The organism is Chryseobacterium sp. FP211-J200, assembly GCF_001643375.1.
Lineage (GTDB): Bacteria > Bacteroidota > Bacteroidia > Flavobacteriales > Weeksellaceae > Epilithonimonas > Epilithonimonas ginsengisoli.
Map to the genome: position 1 here is coordinate 78,361 of NZ_LSHB01000028.1, position 18,122 is coordinate 96,482.

Annotated in this window: 21 protein-coding genes; 10 read left to right on the plus strand and 11 right to left on the minus strand. The window is 36.9% G+C overall.

From position 1 onward, the window contains the following. Positions 1-72 precede the first annotated feature (72 nt). The gene (locus AXA65_RS10115) at positions 73-612 is read left to right on the plus strand and encodes a nucleotide exchange factor GrpE (protein WP_063969977.1); all 540 of its coding nucleotides are present in this window, start codon (positions 73-75) and stop codon (positions 610-612) included. Between the two features lie 67 nt (positions 613-679). Further along, positions 680-1,801, plus strand: a complete 1,122-nt coding sequence (dnaJ, locus tag AXA65_RS10120; protein WP_063969978.1) for a molecular chaperone DnaJ — start codon at positions 680-682, stop codon at positions 1,799-1,801. Positions 1,802-1,955: 154 nt separating this feature from the next. On the opposite strand, the gene AXA65_RS10125 is transcribed toward dnaJ, so the two are convergent. Next, positions 1,956-2,603, minus strand: coding sequence for a metal-dependent transcriptional regulator (locus tag AXA65_RS10125; protein ID WP_063969979.1), 648 nt, complete (start codon positions 2,601-2,603; stop codon positions 1,956-1,958). Positions 2,604-2,724: 121 nt separating this feature from the next. Here AXA65_RS10125 and AXA65_RS10130 point away from each other — a divergent pair, with 121 nt between their 5' ends. Then, positions 2,725-3,756: a threonine aldolase family protein gene (locus AXA65_RS10130; protein WP_063970032.1), complete on the plus strand. Its 1,032-nt coding sequence runs from the start codon at positions 2,725-2,727 to the stop codon at positions 3,754-3,756. Positions 3,757-3,816: 60 nt separating this feature from the next. Here the strand turns inward: AXA65_RS10130 and lgt are convergent, their stop codons facing one another. Together lgt and yidD are read right to left on the minus strand one after the other, a co-directional pair. Further along, complete coding sequence (lgt, locus tag AXA65_RS19530; RefSeq protein WP_371131532.1) at positions 3,817-4,656, minus strand: prolipoprotein diacylglyceryl transferase; 840 nt, start codon at positions 4,654-4,656, stop codon at positions 3,817-3,819. Between the two features lie 441 nt (positions 4,657-5,097). After that, the gene (gene yidD, locus AXA65_RS10140; RefSeq protein ID WP_063969980.1) at positions 5,098-5,334 is read right to left on the minus strand and encodes a membrane protein insertion efficiency factor YidD; all 237 of its coding nucleotides are present in this window, start codon (positions 5,332-5,334) and stop codon (positions 5,098-5,100) included. A gap of 332 nt (positions 5,335-5,666) precedes the next feature. Between yidD and AXA65_RS10145 the strand changes: the two genes are divergently transcribed. Further along, complete coding sequence (locus AXA65_RS10145) at positions 5,667-6,818, plus strand: MFS transporter (protein ID WP_063969981.1); 1,152 nt, start codon at positions 5,667-5,669, stop codon at positions 6,816-6,818. Here the strand turns inward: AXA65_RS10145 and AXA65_RS10150 are convergent. Together AXA65_RS10150 and AXA65_RS10155 are read right to left on the minus strand one after the other, a co-directional pair. Next, positions 6,811-7,425: an alpha-ketoglutarate-dependent dioxygenase AlkB family protein gene (locus tag AXA65_RS10150; RefSeq protein ID WP_063969982.1), complete on the minus strand. Its 615-nt coding sequence runs from the start codon at positions 7,423-7,425 to the stop codon at positions 6,811-6,813. The two genes, AXA65_RS10145 and AXA65_RS10150, sit on opposite strands and share 8 nt — an antisense overlap. Continuing rightward, positions 7,425-7,880: a nuclear transport factor 2 family protein gene (locus tag AXA65_RS10155; protein ID WP_063969983.1), complete on the minus strand. Its 456-nt coding sequence runs from the start codon at positions 7,878-7,880 to the stop codon at positions 7,425-7,427. The genes AXA65_RS10150 and AXA65_RS10155 overlap by 1 nt, the downstream gene beginning before the upstream one ends. A gap of 150 nt (positions 7,881-8,030) precedes the next feature. Here AXA65_RS10155 and hisS point away from each other — a divergent pair, with 150 nt between their 5' ends. Then, positions 8,031-9,380: a histidine--tRNA ligase gene (hisS, locus tag AXA65_RS10160; protein ID WP_063970034.1), complete on the plus strand. Its 1,350-nt coding sequence runs from the start codon at positions 8,031-8,033 to the stop codon at positions 9,378-9,380. A 3-nt stretch (positions 9,381-9,383) separates the two neighbouring features. Here hisS and AXA65_RS19535 read toward each other — a convergent pair whose 3' ends face one another. From AXA65_RS19535 to AXA65_RS19545, 3 genes are all read right to left on the minus strand, one after another. Further along, a complete protein-coding gene (locus AXA65_RS19535; RefSeq protein ID WP_165596591.1) occupies positions 9,384-10,049 on the minus strand; it encodes a helix-turn-helix domain-containing protein in 666 nt (221 codons plus the stop codon). 150 nt (positions 10,050-10,199) lie between these two features. Continuing rightward, a complete protein-coding gene (locus tag AXA65_RS19540) occupies positions 10,200-10,397 on the minus strand; it encodes a hypothetical protein (RefSeq protein WP_086048159.1) in 198 nt (65 codons plus the stop codon). 90 nt (positions 10,398-10,487) lie between these two features. Beyond that, entirely contained in the window at positions 10,488-10,787 is a 300-nt protein-coding gene (locus AXA65_RS19545; RefSeq protein WP_131797799.1) for a hypothetical protein, read from the minus strand. Positions 10,788-11,436: 649 nt separating this feature from the next. On the opposite strand from AXA65_RS19545, the gene AXA65_RS10170 reads away from it, so the two are divergent. The 5 genes from AXA65_RS10170 (at position 11,437) to AXA65_RS10190 (ending at position 15,003) form a co-directional block, all read left to right on the plus strand. After that, positions 11,437-11,658 (plus strand): hypothetical protein, encoded by a 222-nt coding sequence (locus AXA65_RS10170; protein WP_063969984.1) that lies wholly within the window; start codon positions 11,437-11,439, stop codon positions 11,656-11,658. A 294-nt stretch (positions 11,659-11,952) separates the two neighbouring features. After that, entirely contained in the window at positions 11,953-12,777 is an 825-nt protein-coding gene (locus AXA65_RS10175) for a S1 RNA-binding domain-containing protein (RefSeq protein WP_063969985.1), read from the plus strand. A 101-nt stretch (positions 12,778-12,878) separates the two neighbouring features. After that, positions 12,879-13,781 carry a TIGR01777 family oxidoreductase gene (locus AXA65_RS10180; RefSeq protein WP_063969986.1) on the plus strand — a complete coding sequence of 301 codons (903 nt, stop codon included), beginning with the start codon at positions 12,879-12,881 and terminating at the stop codon, positions 13,779-13,781. 54 nt (positions 13,782-13,835) lie between these two features. After that, positions 13,836-14,450 (plus strand): hypothetical protein, encoded by a 615-nt coding sequence (locus AXA65_RS10185; RefSeq protein ID WP_063969987.1) that lies wholly within the window; start codon positions 13,836-13,838, stop codon positions 14,448-14,450. A gap of 10 nt (positions 14,451-14,460) precedes the next feature. Beyond that, a complete protein-coding gene (locus tag AXA65_RS10190; RefSeq protein ID WP_063969988.1) occupies positions 14,461-15,003 on the plus strand; it encodes a coiled-coil domain-containing protein in 543 nt (180 codons plus the stop codon). Positions 15,004-15,063: 60 nt separating this feature from the next. On the opposite strand, the gene AXA65_RS10195 is transcribed toward AXA65_RS10190, so the two are convergent. From AXA65_RS10195 to AXA65_RS10205, 3 genes are all read right to left on the minus strand, one after another. Beyond that, a complete protein-coding gene (locus AXA65_RS10195) occupies positions 15,064-16,176 on the minus strand; it encodes an FAD-dependent monooxygenase (protein WP_063969989.1) in 1,113 nt (370 codons plus the stop codon). A gap of 5 nt (positions 16,177-16,181) precedes the next feature. Further along, a complete protein-coding gene (locus AXA65_RS10200) occupies positions 16,182-16,757 on the minus strand; it encodes a hypothetical protein (RefSeq protein WP_063969990.1) in 576 nt (191 codons plus the stop codon). A gap of 97 nt (positions 16,758-16,854) precedes the next feature. Further along, entirely contained in the window at positions 16,855-17,721 is an 867-nt protein-coding gene (locus AXA65_RS10205; RefSeq protein ID WP_027383822.1) for an RNA polymerase sigma factor RpoD/SigA, read from the minus strand. Positions 17,722-18,122 lie beyond the last annotated feature (401 nt).

The window sequence follows — 18,122 nt, forward strand, 5'->3', positions numbered from 1 at the left end:
AAACTCTGCCTAATTGTCAAAAAACCACGATTGGCAAAAGAATTGAGAAATGTACTTTGAAAAATTACCATTATGGAAGAAAACAAAGATATACACGAGGAAAACCTCAATCAAGAAACCAATTCAGCAGAGAACAAAGACACTCAAGATCAAGAAAATTTGTCACAAAAACCAACTGCAGAAGAACTTTTGGCAGAAGAGAAAGACAGATACATCCGTCTTTACGCAGAATTCGAAAACTATAAAAAGAGAACCTTAAAAGAGAAGAATGATTTCTATCTGTATGCTTCTCAAGATCTGATGACATCTATGCTGGGTGTTGTAGATGACTTCGAAAGAGCCATCAAAGAGATCTCAAAAAGCGGCAACGAATCAGAACTTAAAGGCATCGAATTGATCTACCAAAAGCTGAAAAGCAAATTGATCGAGAAAGGTTTGAAACCGATCCATGTAGAACAGGGCGATGCCTTCAATGTAGACCTGCATGAGGCTATCACATCCATTCCTTCGCCATCAGAAGATTTGAAAGGAAAGATCATAGATGTTGTAGAAACAGGATATCAGCTTCACGAGAAAGTGATCCGTTTCGCAAAAGTAGTAACAGGAAACTAAAATTTATTAATGATAAAGTTAACTGATCAGAAATCAATTATCATTTATCACTTGTCAATTATTTATTATGGCGAAGCGCGATTATTACGAAATATTAGAGATAAGCAAATCAGCAAGTGCTGAAGGAATAAAGAAAGCCTACCGAAAGATGGCGATCAAGTATCACCCGGACAAAAATCCAGGTGACAAAGGAGCTGAAGAAAAATTCAAGGAAGCTGCAGAGGCTTACGAAGTGCTAAGTGACGACAACAAGAAAGCGAGATATGACCAGTATGGCCACGCAGGTCTTGGTGGCGCAGGAGGCGGCGGTGGTTTCGGTGGCGGCTTTGGCGGCGGAATGAATATGGAGGACATCTTCAGTCAGTTCGGTGATATTTTCGGCGGTGGTGGATTTGGTGGTGGTCAGCAAAGACAACAGCAATCTCGTGGTTCTAATCTTCGTGTTCGCATCAAATTGAACTTGGAAGAGATAATCTCTGGAACTCAGAAAACCATCAAGGTCAAAAAAATGAAGCTGGCAAACGGCGTGACTTCCAAGACTTGTCCTACATGTGGCGGAAGCGGCGTGCAGGTGAGAATGATGAACACGATGTTCGGACAGATGCAGACGCAAACCACTTGTGGCACTTGCCAAGGTGTGGGTAAAGTGGCAGATAAGATCCCTGCTGGAGCTAATGCACAAGGTCTTGTGAAAGAAGATGAAGAGATCACGATCAACATCCCGGCTGGTGCAAGGGACGGCATCCAACTGAATGTAAGAGGAAAAGGTAACGATGCACCACTTGGTGGAACGCCTGGTGACCTTTTGGTCGTGGTAGAAGAGGAAGTGGATAAAGTCATCAAACGTGAAGGCGACAATCTTCATCAGGAACTTTATGTTTCTTTCGCAGAAGCAGCTTTGGGAACGACTAAGGAGATCAACGTGGTTGGTGGAAAAGTGAAGATCAAAGTAGATGAAGGAACACAGTCTGGCAAAATCCTAAGATTAGCAGGCAAAGGTCTTCCAAACATCGAAGGTTACGGTGGTAAAGGCGATATGTTTGTTCATATCAATGTCTGGACACCACAAAAACTGACGAAGGACCAAAAAGAGTTCTTCCAGAAACAAGTTGAAAACGGCGATATGAACGCTGAACCAACAGGAAAAGAAAAGACATTCTTTGAAAAAGTAAAAGATATATTCAACTAAATATTAAAGAGACTCGATTGAGTCTCTTTTTTTATTATTATAATTTCCATAAAAACTCTGAAAGAGTTTAATGTCAGTAGCCGTGGGTGCAACCCATGTAGAATAACGTTTCCAATTTAGGAAACCCTGAAAGGGTTTAATTTGAAATTGTAATTTACTTCACCAACAACCTTTCACAAACTGTTTTACTGAAATTTTCCTCTCTACCATTATAAGCCACCAACATCGATTGGTCGAAACCTTCGATCTGCAGGATCTTCAATTTTGTACCAAGGCTCAGGTCTCTCTTATTAAGGAAATTAAGAAAATCTTCTGATGAGGTGGTCACCGATGCCAATTCCACGGTTTCGTTTTCCTTGCATTTGCTCAACTTCTTATGATCAGGCTGCAGCACATTGCCGTCTTTGTCAGGGATTGGTTCGCCGTGAGGATCCATCTTTGGATAGTTCAGGATCTCATCCATTTTATCAAAAAATGCATCGGAATGGATGTGTTCCAGTTGTTCCGCGATCTCATGGACATTTTCCCACCCGAAACCCATTTTCTCAACTAAGAACATTTCGGTCAATCGGTGTTTTCTCACAATGAGCGATGCTTCTTTTTTTCCGGATTCTGTGAGTTTGATGGGTTTGTAGGATTCATATTTCACCCAGTTTTTCTCAGCAAATTTCTTTACCATGCTGTTCACAGATGGCATTTTAATATTAAGCTGTCTGCTGAGATCGTTCACGGAAACTTCATCATTCTCATTCACAAGATGATAAAGGGCCTTCAAATAATTTTCTTCGGTCAAGGAATTCATAATTCAAAATTAAGAAATAGTTAGAAGCCAATCAATTTTTAACTAACAATTTAATGCTGTTTTAATTTTAGCTCATAAATCAAAATCAATACCTTTGAATCTTCAAAAAGAAGAAAGAAAAATGAAGAAATATGCCTTTAAAAATGATTACTCAGAAGGTTGTCATCCGAATATATTAGAAGCATTAATAAAAACAAACCTCGATCAGCAAAACGGCTACGGCTACGATGATCATTCCGAAGAAGCCAGAGAATTGATCAAGAAAAAACTGAATGATCAAAATGCAGATATCTATTTTGTAAGTGGCGGAACTCAAGCCAATCTTTTGGTGATCTCCTCTATTCTTCGGCCTCATGAAAGTGTGATCTCTGCAGAGACTGGACACATCTTTACCAACGAAGCTGGCGCCATAGAAGCTACTGGTCACAAGGTTCACGGAGTCATAACTGACGACGGAAAACTAAAACCAGAGCACATCCAATCCTTTTTGGATGCGCATACCAACAAACCACATCAGCTGAAACAAAAGTTGGTTTACATCTCGAATTCCACAGAGATTGGAACGATCTATCAAAAGCAAGAACTGAAAGAATTATATGAGTTTTGCCAATCTAATGATCTTTATCTTTTTATGGACGGCGCAAGAATAGGGCAAGCTCTGACATCAGAAGTCAATGATCTGACCTTGGAAGATGTGGCCAATTTCACGGACGTTTTCTACCTCGGCGGAACTAAGAATGGCGCACTTCTCGGCGAAGCAATTGTCATCACGAATGATAAATTAAAAGAAGATTTCGGTTTCCATATCAAGCAGAAAGGCGCGATGCTGGCAAAAGGCAGATTGCTGGGAATCCAGTTTTTGGAATTGATGAAACATGATCTCTATTTTGATCTGGCGAAGATTTCCAATGTTCAGGCAATGAAGATCAAATCAGCTTTTCAAATGAAGGGATTTCAGTTTTTATCAGAAACTTTTACCAATCAAATATTCCCAATTCTCAGTAATTCTCAAATCGAAAAACTATCAGAAAATTTTGATTTCTATGTTTGGAAAAAGATGGATGAAGAGAATTCTGCAATTCGACTGATCACTTCTTGGGCAACTTCGGATGAGGTTGTAGAAGATTTTATTAAAGAGATTAAGGCTTTGTGAATTTTGAATTTCCTTGAAATTTAAACATAAAAAAACTCCCATATTTTGGGAGTTTTTGTTTTATACTGTTTCCGCTTTCGGAAGTTTATATTTCTTTGAGATGATCATAATCACTGCTCCGGCAATCATAAACGGAATACTCAAGATCTGTCCGGTATTAAGTCCGGCAAATGAAATAAACTCGTCGCCTTGAGGTTCTTTCAGGAATTCTACAAAGAAACGGATCGCCCAAAGAATGATAAAGAATAAGCCGAATAGCCAACCTTGCTGATACTTCTTATCGGTTTTTCTATACAAGAACCAAAGCAGAATGAACAAGCAAACATAACCAAATGCCTCAAACAACTGCGTTGGATATCTCGGGATGGTCACACCATATTCTGAACTTTGTTGAGGGAAAAGGAGTGCAAAAGGAGAAGTAGGGTCAACTTGCTTACCGATGATCTCTGAGTTGAAGAAATTTCCCATTCTCACAAAAGCACCGCCGGAAGCCACTACGATCCCGATTCTATCATAGACCCAAAGTGGATTTTTCTTGATGATTCTAAAACTGTAATATAAGGTTGTCGCAATTACAGCAATCGCCGCACCGTGACTTGCCAACCCGGAAAACCCTGTAAAATGGAGACCTCCTTTTGTACTGATCGGTAAAAAGACACTCAAAAAATCTTCCTTGAAAAGTTCAGGCTGATAAAAAATAACGTGTCCCAATCTAGCTCCCAAAATAGTTCCAATCAACGTGTAAGTGAAAAACGGCTCCAGATATTTCTCGTCCACACCATCGATCTTGAAGATCTTTGCCATGATAAAATAGCCCAATCCAAAAGCCAAGATGAACATCAAACTGTAAAAATGCAACATCACCGGACCCAATTTAATTCCTTTCACAAGGTCCCAAATTTTAAAACTTGTTTCCAGTTCCGCATTATCAGTCGGTTTCAGAACTCGTTTTGATTTCAAAAGATATTTGAAGTTTTCTATGTTCTTTTGTTCCAAGGTCGCATCAACAGGTTTCAGATCCTTATCTAAAAACTGAAATCCATTATTCTTAAATGTTCCCAAGATATTCTGGATGCTAGACAGATGTTCCGCAGATTCTGCCGTGATATTGTCCTCATTCAATATCACCAATTCATTGGGAAGATTTCGTGTAGCCTCGTTATAAAAAAGCGTCGTATTTTGCGTTGCGAAGATCTTCACTGCAACAGTTTCTTTGTTGTTGATCTTCAAAGTCCCGTCAGAAAGGTCGTTTGTGGTACTTTGGGAAGAGACCATTTGGAAAATTCCTGCAAAAAGAATCAAATAAATTCTTAAAAAAAAGTTGTTCATTGATAGTTGATTTTAATGTTTTTTTGGTGGCACCGGATCATAACCTTCGCCTCCCCAAGGATGGCAGCTCGCAATTCTTTTCATTGCCAGCCAGCTCCCTTTCAGCAGTCCGTGGACCTTCAGCGCTTCCAAAGTGTAATGCGAACAGGTCGGGTCATATCTGCAATTCTTACCAAGAAATGGCGAGATAGCGAGCTGATAGAACTTTATCAAGACCACGATCGGAAATGTGAGTACTTTGTTAAGCATAATTTTTAAGCTATGCAAAAATAGCAGAAAAATCAGAACAGAACGGAAATTACGCAATTAATAATCATTTTTATGCCAGCTTTAACCGCCTTCCACTCCCAATCTTTTTTGCGGCAAGTTTCCGGTTCAATAGAGTGGGAGACCATGCAAAAAAGGATTTCCGTTCAAGTCGGGCTGCAGATTTCAGGGTTAGTTCACATTTTGTCAATAATGTTACAATTACGGTTTTTATTATGAACCCAATTTAAACAATAGTTTAATTTAATCTTACCATTTGACATTTTAAATCCCCAAAACTTGAATTTCTATTTTAAAAACAAGACTTTTGCAAAATGGATAAGAGAATACTTCCGCTCACACTTGGCGGATTGGCAATTGGGACTACAGAATTCGTGATCATGGCACTTTTGCCAGACGTAGCAAAATCTTTGAACATCTCGATTCCCCAAGCTGGACATTTTATTTCCTCTTATGCAGCAGGCGTGGTTGTAGGTGCGCCTATTTTGGTTGCGTACGCCGCCAAGTTTCCTCCCAAAAGAATTTTGATTTTCTTGATGATTGCCTTCACCATCTTCAATGGATTGTCGGCTCTGTCAAATGATTATTACACGATGATGATCCTCAGATTCTTATCAGGTCTTCCTCATGGTGCTTTTTTTGGTGTTGGGATCGTGGTTTCGTCAAGATTGGCAAAACCTGGTAAACAGGCACAGAGCATTGCCATGATGTTTGCAGGACTTACATTGGCCAATCTTGCGATGGTTCCATTCGTCACTTGGCTCGGTCATCAGCTGTCATGGCGGTATGCTTTCGGTGTCGTTTCTTTGATCGGATTGGTTACCATTGTTGCGCTTAAGTTTCTGCTTCCTTATATGAACAGTCTGAGAACCGTCACTTTGAAAGATGAATTGGAGTTTTTCAAAACAATCAAAGCGTGGCATATAATTTCGATCTCAGCGATTGGATTTGGAGGTTTGTTCGCTTGGTTCAGTTACATCACGCCTTTGATGACAAACGTTTCAAAATTTCCGACAGATTCCATCGCTTACATTATGGTTTTGGCAGGTTCCGGAATGGTCATAGGAAATTTTCTGGGTGGTGTAATGTCCGACAAAATGCGACCTGCATTAGCGGCATCTATACTTTTTGCAGCAATGATCTTGGCTTTGGTCTGTGTGTTTTTCTTCTCAGAGAACAAAATTATTTCCCTTGTTCTGACTTTCATTTGTGGTGTCTTGTCAATGTCGGTGGGAACGCCTATCAACATTATTATGCTGCGAACTGCCAAAAATTCGGAAATGATGGCTGCAGCTATTATGCAGGCGGCTTTTAATATCGCAAATTCCTTTGGTGCATTTTTCGGTGGATTGCCTTTGGAGTACGGATTATCTTATAACTATCCGTCCCTGGTTGGTGCAGGATTATCAATTATCGGATTAGTTCTTTGTCTTGGATTTATGAGAAAATATAAGCCTGTTATTTAAATTTGTCAATTGTCCTAAAAGTTAGGCTGATTCTCGGTTTTAAGATTCTCGTGGTCGTTGGTAATCTGTGAAGCCAGAACTTCTGCGTCGTATCTTTCATCATCAATAGACTTCCGTTTTCCAAAATCAATGAAACCAATTCTTTCGAAGTTTTATGTTTGAAATTGAATTTGCGTTCAGCTCCAAAACTTACAGAACTGATGGCGCCATTTTCCTTCAAATCCTTTTCGCCATCGCTGTGATAGGCCATTCCTTCTGAGCCGTCGTGATAAAGATTTAAGAGACAAGAATTAAAACTTTCACCACTCACAGATTCTATTTTGTCTTTGATTTCCAGTAATGTTTTATTCCACATTAAAGCCGTTTTTGTTCGTCCGGAATACGTGTAGCTGAAAGGTTCGTTTCCGTACCAAGCAACTTTTCGTTTGGTCTCGATGAGTTTTCCGAAGATGACGGCTTGATCACTTTTCCATTCGATCTCGGTCATTAGTTTGTTGAAATAATCGTTCGCTTCTTCCTCAGAAAACACTTTTCCGTAATAAGATGTTACGCCGTCATAAGGCAGGATGTTTTCTAATAATTCAAATTGGTCTTCAAAAAGGCTCATTATTTTGCTTCTTCAAAATTGTCGTAATATGTGAAATCTTTCGTTATTTTTCCATTCTCGATGGTGAAAATAGTGGAAATTGGAAGTTTAAATTTTGATTGGTCTGGTGCAGTTCCTGTGGAAATAAATTCAACAATAATGTTTTTCTCTCCAGAAGGATAGACCTGAATCACCTTATCTTTTAAATATGGGAAAACCTGATTGAGCTCCGTATATTTTTTAACAAATTCATTTTTAGACTGTTTTACAATTCCGTTTCCGAAAGATGGATCTTTGAATTCTGCATTTTCAACATAAAGCTCAGAAAGTTCTTTCCACTTGTGCTCATTGAAAAGTTTAAAATAATTTTCAATCAATTTTTCATTCTCAGCTTGAATTTTGTCATTAGAATTACTGCAAGAAATCAACATTGAACAGAAAATCATTCCCGAAATCAGAATTTTGATGGCTTTCATTTGATCTGGTTTAAGGTTCTAAAATACGATTAAGTTTTCACTTAATTATGAATGACAAAGTTTAGCATTCCAAATTTCCAATCCTTATTCTATAAATCCTTATTTTTGCAATCGATTATCAATTATCAATCATCATTTATCCATTATAAAATGAAGCCGAGCTTAGCAAAAGGAACGAGAGATTTTACAGCGAAAGAAGTTTCCAGAAGAAAATACATCATCAATGTTTTACAGAATAATTTCGAACTATTCGGATTCCAACCTTTGGAAACCCCAAGTTTTGAAAATCTTTCTACTCTGACAGGAAAATACGGCGAAGAAGGTGATCGATTGATCTTCAAAATTTTGAATTCCGGAGATTACGCTTCAAAGACAAATGATGAAGATTGGGGAAACAAAAATTCTCAAAAATTAATTTCTCAAATCTCAGAAAAAGCGCTTCGTTACGACCTTACAGTTCCATTCGCAAGATTTGTTGCAATGAATCAAGGGCAGTTAGCTTTTCCTTACAAACGTTATCAGATCCAGCCGGTTTGGCGTGCAGATCGTCCTCAGAAAGGAAGATTCAGAGAGTTTTACCAATGTGATGCAGATGTTGTAGGAAGCACGAGTCTTTGGCAAGAAGTGGAGTTGTTGCAATTGTATTTTAAATCGTTTGATGATTTGAATTTAGCGGTTTCAGTTCACATCAATAACAGAAAGATCCTTTCCGGAATTGCAGAATATGCAGGAATTGCAGATCAGTTGATCGATTTCACCGTTGCGCTTGATAAATTAGATAAAATCGGAAAAGATGGTGTCACGAAAGAAATGCTGGAAAAAGGAATCTCGGAAGAAGCAATCTCAAAATTGGATTTCCTTTTCAATCAAACCAATGATGCGCTGGAAAATCTATCAAACCTAAAAGTAAAATTCACAGGAAACGAAACTGGACTGAAAGGTGTTGAAGAATTGGAATTTGTTATCAAAAATGCGTTGGAATTGGGAATTAATTCTGAAGATCTGGTTTTTGACATCACACTTGCAAGAGGTTTGGATTATTACACAGGAGCTATTTTTGAAGTGAAAGCGAAGGATGTAGCGATGGGTTCCATTGGCGGCGGCGGACGTTATGATAACCTGACGGAAGTTTTCGGTGTTAAAGATGTTCCCGGAATTGGGATTTCTTTTGGATTGGACAGAATCTATCTCGTCATGGAAGAATTGGGAATTTTCCCAGAAGATTCTGATGTGAAAGTAAAATATCTTTTTGCCAACTACGGAGAAACAGAATCTATAGAAGCTTTAAAATTAATATCAAAATTAAGAGCCAAAAATATCTCAGCAGAACTTTATCCCGAAGCTTCAAAACTGAAAAAGCAGTTCACGTACGCTGAGAAAAAAGGCATTGAAAATCTGGTTTTCCTAGGCGAACAGGAGATTAAAGATGGAAATGTAACTGTGAAAAATCTGCAGGCTGGCGAACAACAAACTTTAAAGATTGAAGAATTTTTAGATTAAAATCTAATTCTCAGAAAATAAGCCACTGATATTTCCTAGCGAAGAAGAGTCACCACCATCTATTTCTTTTTTCCTTTTTCTGATGAAATCGGTTGGCCTGATGCCATTGATCTCATGGAAAAGGTCAGAAAAGTTTTGACGGGACGCGATACCACATTCTTTGGCCAAACTATCGATGGTGTAGTTGAGGTACATGTTCTTTTCGAACAGTAGAGTGGTGATATGCCTGATACGCAGATCGCCAAGATACCTATTGAAGTTCATTCCCTTTTGTTCGTTGATGACATCGGAAAGATAATTGGAATTGGTATCCAGTTGTACCGCCAACTTCTGTATTGTAAGACCTTTTTGGGTAAACTGCTTTTTGTCCTCGAATTTTTTTAGTTTCTGAAGCAAATCTTGCTTTATGGCTTCTGTGATGTGGGTCTTTTTGTCCTCATTCGTCTCTGTTTGAGCGATTGGTGGCGCAACTGTGTTACTATCTGTTGCTGACACATAATTATGCGTTCTCAACTTTTGTTGTAGAACCCGATAGTTGTCAAGACTGCTTTTCTCTTTTTTATGTCTTTTTAGTAAAATATACGAAAGGATTCCCGCTGTAATCACCAAAAAAGCGATCAGGAAACCACCCCATGTATTGGCAGTTTGAAGTTTTCCTTTTTCTTCCATCAAGGTATTTGTATCGTACTCTCTGTGGATCTTCGACGACAAATAAGCGAAATCTCTTGAGATGATGCTATCTGCTTTTAGAAGCTGTGTCGTGTAATAGAGCTGTTTTTCTTTATCTTTTTGAGTCTTATAATGGTTGATCAGAAACTCTTAATTTTCCCGAAGTTCTGGGAGGATGAACTCATGTTTATTGAAAATAGAATCGATCTTTTTGAAATTGGAAATGGCAAGGTCTTGTTTGTTGAGAGCCAAATAACTTTTCCCGATGAAAAAATAATCCACCGATAACCATGCAAAATCATCTTTCATCAGCCTTGCAGATTTGTCCAGATCATTGATTGCCGACAAGTATCTGTTGTTATTGAATTCGGATAGACCTTTCGATTTGAGGAAGTAGCTTCTCTCCTGACGAAAATCTTTATTATTAAATGTCTTTAATTATCCAATATCAATGAGAGAATCTATGCTTTTCATATCTCCCATATTTCTATAACAGACGATCATCTGATGAAGACTGTTGAGATATCCTTTTTGGTTGTTGAATATTTTGAATTGGTGCTGGGTTTTGTCGTTTGTTTCAGCTTCAAAATGATTAAGACAGTTTTTGAATAGTTCTAGTGCTTCTTCATGGTAGCCTAAATAGTTCTTTACAACACCAAGATGATAGTAGATCTTGTATTTGAGATACATGTCAATAGTATTCTTGGCATATTTGTACGCCATGATATACTCATCCAAAGCGGGTTTGTATTTTTTATAATTAGCGTAGTAGATACTTCCTTTCTGGATGTAAGCAAATGATATCCGATAATCATTCGCAGATTTGTATGCAGCATCTAGACAACTATCTGCATATTGGATCTTTTTGTCACGAGATTTGGCGTAAAAAACGGCATCTCTGTAACCTTGGAAAAGTTCTGGATATTTTTTCGTTTTTTGCTTTTTGTATGAATAGATTTAAATTCTCAAAAGCCCTGCCATCATTTTCTCCGTAATTCTCATATTTTTTCCTGTAATCATCATAGCTTTTTGGTGTCTTATCCTTAGAATATATAAGACTGAAAGAAAATGCCAATATGATAAAGATAAACTGTTTCATAGTAATATTTATCTTCGTCATTTGTTCTACAAAAGTACACATTTATAAAATATGATCGACAATTAATTACTAAAAATAGATTATGTTTATTAATGTAATAGTAGTGGTGTTAAGTTTTTGTTAATCAGTATTTTAATTGTGTCTTTATTTGTGAATTAGGACGTAGCGATTTCGTAATCGAGACCATAAAAGTTTTTATTAGTCATATTTTGCTTATACTTTCGTCAAACAATTACAACATAATTTTTTTAAAATAATAACAAAAATAAATAATAATAATTTCCAATTATGAAAAGACTAATCACTATCGTCGCGATTGCAGTTGTATCATTAAATTTTGTTTCTTGCAGACAAGATGATGAATCTGCTGTATTTACAAATAATGAGACTCAAGACATGTTAAGCAATAAAGCTGTTTTGGCAGACTCTGCTAAAATAGGTACAGATGTTGTGAAAAAAGAGGCGGCAGTAGATCCAGATCCACCTTACAAAGATGGAACAAGATGGTAAAATAATAGAACATTCATTCTTATACTATAGACCTCAATCCATCTTTTTCGTGGATTGAGGTTGTTTTTAGAGGTAAAGACGAGATGGGTTGTTTTAGGTTTTGCAAAAGGTGTTTCTGCTGATATTAAAGATTACAAAATAAGATAAAAATTATGTCTAGATTATATAATTTGATAGTGATAAAATTAGCTGGGATCATTATGTCTGTTTTAACAATGTGTTTCGGCGAGGGAATATTTCGCAAAAGGACAGATTAAAGAAAAGTTTAGCTATTTTTGCAGGAAATTCAATTCTATGAAACCTGGTCAAATCCAAACTTTAACAATCGCTGAAAAAATATCTTCTGGTTTTATCCTAAAAGACGAACTCGGAGAAAAAGCATTTATCCAAAAAGTTTTTGCAGACGAGTCTTGGGAAGTTGGAAGCGAGGTAGAGGTTTTTGTCTATCAAGATGACGGTAACTTTAAGGCGACGACAGAAAAGGCAAACGCTCAAGTTGGAGAATTTGCTGTTATGACCTGCGTGCAGAGTTTGCCAACAGGAGCATTCATGGATTGGGGAATTATCAAGGATCTCTTCATCCCGTACAAACAACAGAAATCCAAAATCCTAGAAGGGAAACGATACATTGTCTATGTCTATACGGACGATGCAACCGGATTGACTACCGGAACGACAAAATTCAAACGTAATCCACAATACGAAGATCTGCCCCTGAGACAAGGTGACAAAGTGGATCTGATCATGATGAACGAATCCGAATTGGGATGGAATGTCGTCATCAATAAGGAATATATCGGATTGATCTACGCTTCTGATGTTTTCAAAAAATTATATCCACTTTCCGAAGAGACAGGCTATATCAAAACCATCCGTGAAGATGGCAAAATAGATGTCACACTTCAACCTCAAGGTTTTGAAAATGTGGACGAATTCAAACAGGCTATTCTAGATAAGTTGAATGACAACTACGGATTGCTATATCTATCTGACAAATCTTCGCCTGAAGAGATCAAAGATGAACTCCAAATGAGCAAGAAGAATTTCAAGAAAGCTATTGGTAGTCTTTATAAAGATAAGATCATCGAGATCGCTGATGACAGAATAAAACTGCTTTAGAACTTTTCCAGCTTCCAAATGTTTGTTGTCAAGTATCAAAAAATTAACAGACAATTGACTTTACTTGGACTCGTTTTTGATTCCCAATAGGAAATTCCTTAATGAAAAAGATTCTTATCAGTGGTGCAACAGGACTTATTGGAAAAAAAATTGCCCGTAAATTATACGAAAGAGGTTATCAGGTAGAGATACTTGTCCGCTCCAAACCGGAAAATTCAGATTTCCGATCTTATATTTGGGATTATAAAAATGGTTTCTTGGAAGTAGGCGCGTTAGACAATACTTATATTTTCATTCACCTGGCCGGCGCATCCATCAGTAAACGATGGACAGAGTCTTATAAAAAAGAAGTGTACAGCAGCCGAATCGATTCTGCACAGTTCATTTACGAAGAGATGCAGAAGCGGAAGATCTATCCAGAAGCGGTGATCTCATCCTCAGCTGTCGGGATCTACGGGCAAACCACTTCTCAACAAATTTTTACTGAAGATGACCAGCCTGCCAATGACTTTCTTGGAGAAGTCTGCAAGGATTGGGAAGAAAAAGCCTTTCAGTTTCACAAACTTGGAAGTAGGGTGGTTTGTATCAGAACATCAACCGTGCTTTCCGAAAAAGATGGTGCGTTGGAAGTTTTGAAAAAACCTATTGAACTAAATGTCGGTGCGGTTCTAGGAAATGGCGAACAATATTTCCCTTGGGTCCATATCGATGATCTGGTGAATATCTATTTCAAAGCAGTGGAAGATGTCTCTATGACTGGTGCGTACAATGCATCAGCTCCTGACTTCATCACAAACGAAACTCTCACAAAAAAGATAGCTTCCCATCTTGGCAAAAAAATATGGTTGCCCAATATTCCCAAATTTATCATCAAAACCTTTTTGGGTGAAATGTCCGTTTTAGCTTTGGAAGGTAGCCGGATTTCTTCAAAAAAGATTGAAAATGCCGGTTTCAAATTTCAGTATAATAATCTCGATAAGGCTTTGAGCGATGTGATCAATTAATTGTATTGTAGGTCGATGTTAAAATTTGTAGATTTGGTGTTAAACTAATTAGCAATGAAGGGCAAATTAACATTGAGAAGCTTGATATCTTTAAGTTTTCTGCTTTTTTTTCTTCCTTTTTTAAGAACGTGTTCAGACAGGTCGATTGAAAATTTACATTCAGAAGAAGTATCTAAAGTTTTAGTTGTAGATTCTGCAAATAAAGTTACCAAAGATGGTGATACAATTAGAATCTTTGAAGCTCTATCAAAGCAAGAAGAAACTAAATTGTTGCAACAAGAAAAAGAAAATAGAATAGTAAGAATTCAGAAAGCTAAAAAAGATTTTACATTTAATTTTTATACACTTTTGCTTGAAACTTTATTTAAGGATAAATTTGATGGGAATTCTTTTTATGAAGTGTCATTTTATTCATCGTTAGGATATTTTTTGGTATTGATATCAACGATAATAATGTTGATCTTATCATTCTTAAATAAAATAAAAACAGTGCAATTTTTATCTTTAATTAATTTGATTTTGTTAAGTAGTTCTACAATTTTACTTTATTTTTGCGAAGCTTTAGAAGACTTAAATCAAATCAAAATTGGTTATTACTTGGTCTTTCTTAATTTTATTTTAATCATTTTATTTTCCAGAAAAGTTCTGAAAGAAAATCAAACAGTTTAAAAATCTATCAATGAAACTTACAGAAGAAACTCAGGAAAGACTGACTATTTTAGAAAAGATCGCCAACGGAATTATCTGGTGGGTAGGTTCTATTCAGTCGCTTGTTTTTCATACGATTTTCTTTATCGTTTGTTTTGCTTTACCAATTTTTAACATTGTTGAATTTGAACATATGTTATTGGTTCTCACAACTGTAGTTTCTTTGGAAGCGATTTATTTGGCGATTTTCATTCAAATGTCTGTTAATAAAAGTACAGAACATATCGAGGATTTGAAGGAAGATGTGAACGAGATCCAGGAAGATATAGATGAGATCCAGGAGGACATCGAGGAGATCCAGGAAGATGTAGAGGAAATCCAAGAAGATATTGATGAGATCCAGGAAGATGTAGAGGAGATCAACGAAGATGACGACGACGATGACCATAGCGACCGCGCCAGAACCGTAATGTTGAAAAGTAAAGTGACCAACAATAAAAACGATATCAAAAACCTGAAAGATAAGATCAAAGAACTTGAAGGTTTAATAGAAAATCTAAAGAAGGAAGATTAGTTAGTTGTCAGTCTGAGGTGAAGTTTATCCTGAGCCTGTCGAAGGAAAGACCAATAAAAGCTACAATTCCAATTTCAGGATTTTCTCCATCTGTTCCTGATTTACACTTTCCGGCATATTTCTAAAAACAAAATTCCGAAGTCCAGTGAAATTTTCCCACTGCGCCACTTTCCCAAGCGTCCAACTTGTCTTCACAATATGATTCACTTTTAATCTTCTGATATTTTCGAATTGGTGAAAGACTTTGTTCCAATCTTTTTCGGTTTCCAGAAGTTTTCCGATGATGTATGCATCTTCCACCGCTTGGCAACCGCCTTGTCCCATATTTGGCGTTGTGGCGTGCGCAGAATCTCCAATCAAACAAAGATTTTCTGTAGACCATTTTTCCATCGGTTTTAGGTCGATGATGTCATTCAGAATGATATTTTCCTTTGAGGTTTTTGAGATCATTTCCAAAACATCAGGATGAAATTCTTTAAATGTTTCTAATAAATCAATGTCCTTAGAATAGAATTTCTCATTCACCAAAGCATACCAATACAAAGTATTTTCCTTGATCTTCACAAAGCCAAAACGTTTTCCTTTCCCCCACATTTCGTAGGCATTGTGGCTATATTTTTCAGGAATTTCGGTTTTTATAATTCCGCGCCAGCATTTTTGTTTAGCTTCTCGGATCTCGCCGGATTTAAGAATTTGATTTCGAACCAAAGATTTCACGCCATCAGCTCCGAAGATGATTTCACTTTCGATTTCTGTTTTGTCTTCAAAAGTCAAATGATAATTTTCCTTCTTCTCAATGGTCGAAAGACGTTTGTTAAGAATGATATTTTCTGAGATATTTTCGCTCAATACTTTTTGAAGTTCCGCTCTGTGAATGGCGATGTTGCAAACATTGTATTTGCTTTCAAGCTTTAGAACATCGGTTTTTGAAATAGTTTTCAGCTTTTCATCAGTAATAATTAAAGCGTGCATTTTTGTTCCCGCTTTTTCAATCTTTTCTTTCAAACCGAGTTTATCGAAGATCTGCATTGCATTTCCTGCCATTGCGATTCCTGCTCCAACTGGTTTTATTTCTGGCGCACTTTCATAGATCTTAAAATCGATGTGGTGTTGCTTCAGGACATTTCCCAAAGTCAAACCGCCAATTCCGCCACCGATGATTGAGATTTTCATATTGTCTAAAGTCGATCAGCGTTGTCTCTCATGGAATCAATAAAATCAGTTTTCTTAATTTCTTTCAAAAATTTCTTTTCAAATTTTTTATTCAAAATCATAATTTTTATTTCACCTGAATAGTGTAAATAGAGAATAATATTTTGCTTTTCATCAATCATATTATAATCAAAAAATCCACCATCACATCTTGTTATTGTATAAAAGTGAGGAAAAAAAGTTACCAAATCATCAATGTGTAACTCTAATCCGCCATTAAAAATTGTTGTTATCTTTTGAGATTTAAAATATTCTAATGACTTAATTAGAGGTTTGTAATCTTTCCTTTTTGAAGTGAATTTTGAAATCCAAGGTTTATTCATCTCACCTAAGATGATTAAATTTTCAATTTCTAAATTCTTTATAAGTTTTATAAACTGATTTCTTAAATTTTTTGGCGAATCTTTTTCAAGCTTTAACCAATAAGCTGATTTTATGTTAGGATGATTATAAACATCTGAATCAGTTTCTTTTTCATACTCAGTTAGTGGAAGTGATCTGTATTTAATGATGCAAATATCTCTTTTAATTTTCTTAATCATACTTTAAATTGATTATCTTTTTGAACAAAGTTAATTATTAATACAAAAAAGCAAGACCAAAAAGTCTTGCTTCAATTTCATTCCAAAAAAGGAATTTTTATTTTCCAAGGTAAGATTTCAGGATCTTACTTCTTGTGTTGTGTTTCAATCTTTTGATTGCTTTTTCTTTGATCTGACGAACTCTTTCTCTCGTCAGGTCAAATGTTTCACCGATTTCTTCAAGCGTCATTGGATGTTTTCCGTTCAATCCGAAATACAATCTTACCAAGTCAGCCTCTCTCGGCGTCAAAGTTTGAAGTGCTCTTTCAATCTCGATCTGTAGTGATTCAAGCATCAAATCCTTATCCGGACTTGGAGATTCTCCCGAACGTAAAACGTCATAAAGGTTAGAATCTTCACCTTCCACAAGCGGCGCATCCATCGATAGGTGACGACCACTGTTTTTCATAGATTCCTTGATGTCTTCCTCGCTCATATCCAGAACTTCTGCCAACTCTTCCGGAGAAGGTGGTCTTTCGTTCTCTTGCTCCAGGTGAGCATAAGCTTTGTTGATCTTGTTGATAGAACCGATTTTATTCAACGGTAATCTTACAATTCTCGACTGCTCGGCCAAAGCCTGCAAGATCGATTGACGAATCCACCAAACAGCGTAGGAGATAAATTTGAAACCTCTCGTCTCATCATATCTTTTCGCCGCTTTCATTAGACCAAGATTTCCTTCGTTGATCAGATCGGGAAGAGAAAGTCCCTGATTCTGATACTGCTTGGAAACGGAAACCACGAAACGTAAGTTAGCTTTGATCAATTTCTCCAACGCCGCTCTGTCGCCAGCGCGGATCCTTTGTGCCAAATCTACCTCTTCATCGGCCGTGATCAATTCCACTTTCCCGATTTCTTGAAGATACTTGTCTAGTGATGCGGTTTCCCTGTTGGTAACCTGTTTTGTAATTTTTAATTGTCTCATATAAAAACCTCATTCTTTAGGTTGCATTATATTATACGATGAGAAACCCAAAAAGGTTACAAATATTTTATTTTCATCAGATTAATCTTCAATTTTAACGCTTTTTAAAACAAATTAATAATATTTGGGCAGCTTTTCCGCCTTCCACTCCCGCTATTTTTTGCCATCGCTTTTACAGCCACAGAAAATGAGCTCCGTTCAAGTCGGGCTGCAGATCCAGTATAAAACAACAGTGTAGATAAATATAATGTTTTGTTATCCTAATGAAGAACACTTCGACTCCGCTCAGTGTGACAACTCAAATAATGAATTTCCAAATTGTAAAATTGTCAGTCTGAGGTTCTCAAATATTTCCAACTGTCAGTCTGAGCGGAGTCGAAGACCTATGACATATAAAGAAT

What these genes read in the sequence shown, in the direction of transcription:
- AXA65_RS10115 (WP_063969977.1), top strand. Translation starts at nt 73, where the DNA reads ATGGAAGAAAACAAAGATATACACGAGGAAAACCTCAATCAAGAAACC.
- dnaJ (WP_063969978.1), top strand. Translation starts at nt 680, where the DNA reads ATGGCGAAGCGCGATTATTACGAAATATTAGAGATAAGCAAATCAGCA.
- AXA65_RS10125 (WP_063969979.1), bottom strand. Translation starts at nt 2,603, where the DNA reads ATGAATTCCTTGACCGAAGAAAATTATTTGAAGGCCCTTTATCATCTT.
- AXA65_RS10130 (WP_063970032.1), top strand. Translation starts at nt 2,725, where the DNA reads ATGAAGAAATATGCCTTTAAAAATGATTACTCAGAAGGTTGTCATCCG.
- yidD (WP_063969980.1), bottom strand. Translation starts at nt 5,334, where the DNA reads ATGCTTAACAAAGTACTCACATTTCCGATCGTGGTCTTGATAAAGTTC.
- AXA65_RS10145 (WP_063969981.1), top strand. Translation starts at nt 5,667, where the DNA reads ATGGATAAGAGAATACTTCCGCTCACACTTGGCGGATTGGCAATTGGG.
- AXA65_RS10150 (WP_063969982.1), bottom strand. Translation starts at nt 7,425, where the DNA reads ATGAGCCTTTTTGAAGACCAATTTGAATTATTAGAAAACATCCTGCCT.
- AXA65_RS10155 (WP_063969983.1), bottom strand. Translation starts at nt 7,880, where the DNA reads ATGAAAGCCATCAAAATTCTGATTTCGGGAATGATTTTCTGTTCAATG.
- hisS (WP_063970034.1), top strand. Translation starts at nt 8,031, where the DNA reads ATGAAGCCGAGCTTAGCAAAAGGAACGAGAGATTTTACAGCGAAAGAA.
- AXA65_RS19535 (WP_165596591.1), bottom strand. Translation starts at nt 10,049, where the DNA reads ATGGAAGAAAAAGGAAAACTTCAAACTGCCAATACATGGGGTGGTTTC.
- AXA65_RS10170 (WP_063969984.1), top strand. Translation starts at nt 11,437, where the DNA reads ATGAAAAGACTAATCACTATCGTCGCGATTGCAGTTGTATCATTAAAT.
- AXA65_RS10175 (WP_063969985.1), top strand. Translation starts at nt 11,953, where the DNA reads ATGAAACCTGGTCAAATCCAAACTTTAACAATCGCTGAAAAAATATCT.
- AXA65_RS10180 (WP_063969986.1), top strand. Translation starts at nt 12,879, where the DNA reads ATGAAAAAGATTCTTATCAGTGGTGCAACAGGACTTATTGGAAAAAAA.
- AXA65_RS10185 (WP_063969987.1), top strand. Translation starts at nt 13,836, where the DNA reads ATGAAGGGCAAATTAACATTGAGAAGCTTGATATCTTTAAGTTTTCTG.
- AXA65_RS10190 (WP_063969988.1), top strand. Translation starts at nt 14,461, where the DNA reads ATGAAACTTACAGAAGAAACTCAGGAAAGACTGACTATTTTAGAAAAG.
- AXA65_RS10195 (WP_063969989.1), bottom strand. Translation starts at nt 16,176, where the DNA reads ATGAAAATCTCAATCATCGGTGGCGGAATTGGCGGTTTGACTTTGGGA.
- AXA65_RS10200 (WP_063969990.1), bottom strand. Translation starts at nt 16,757, where the DNA reads ATGATTAAGAAAATTAAAAGAGATATTTGCATCATTAAATACAGATCA.
- AXA65_RS10205 (WP_027383822.1), bottom strand. Translation starts at nt 17,721, where the DNA reads ATGAGACAATTAAAAATTACAAAACAGGTTACCAACAGGGAAACCGCA.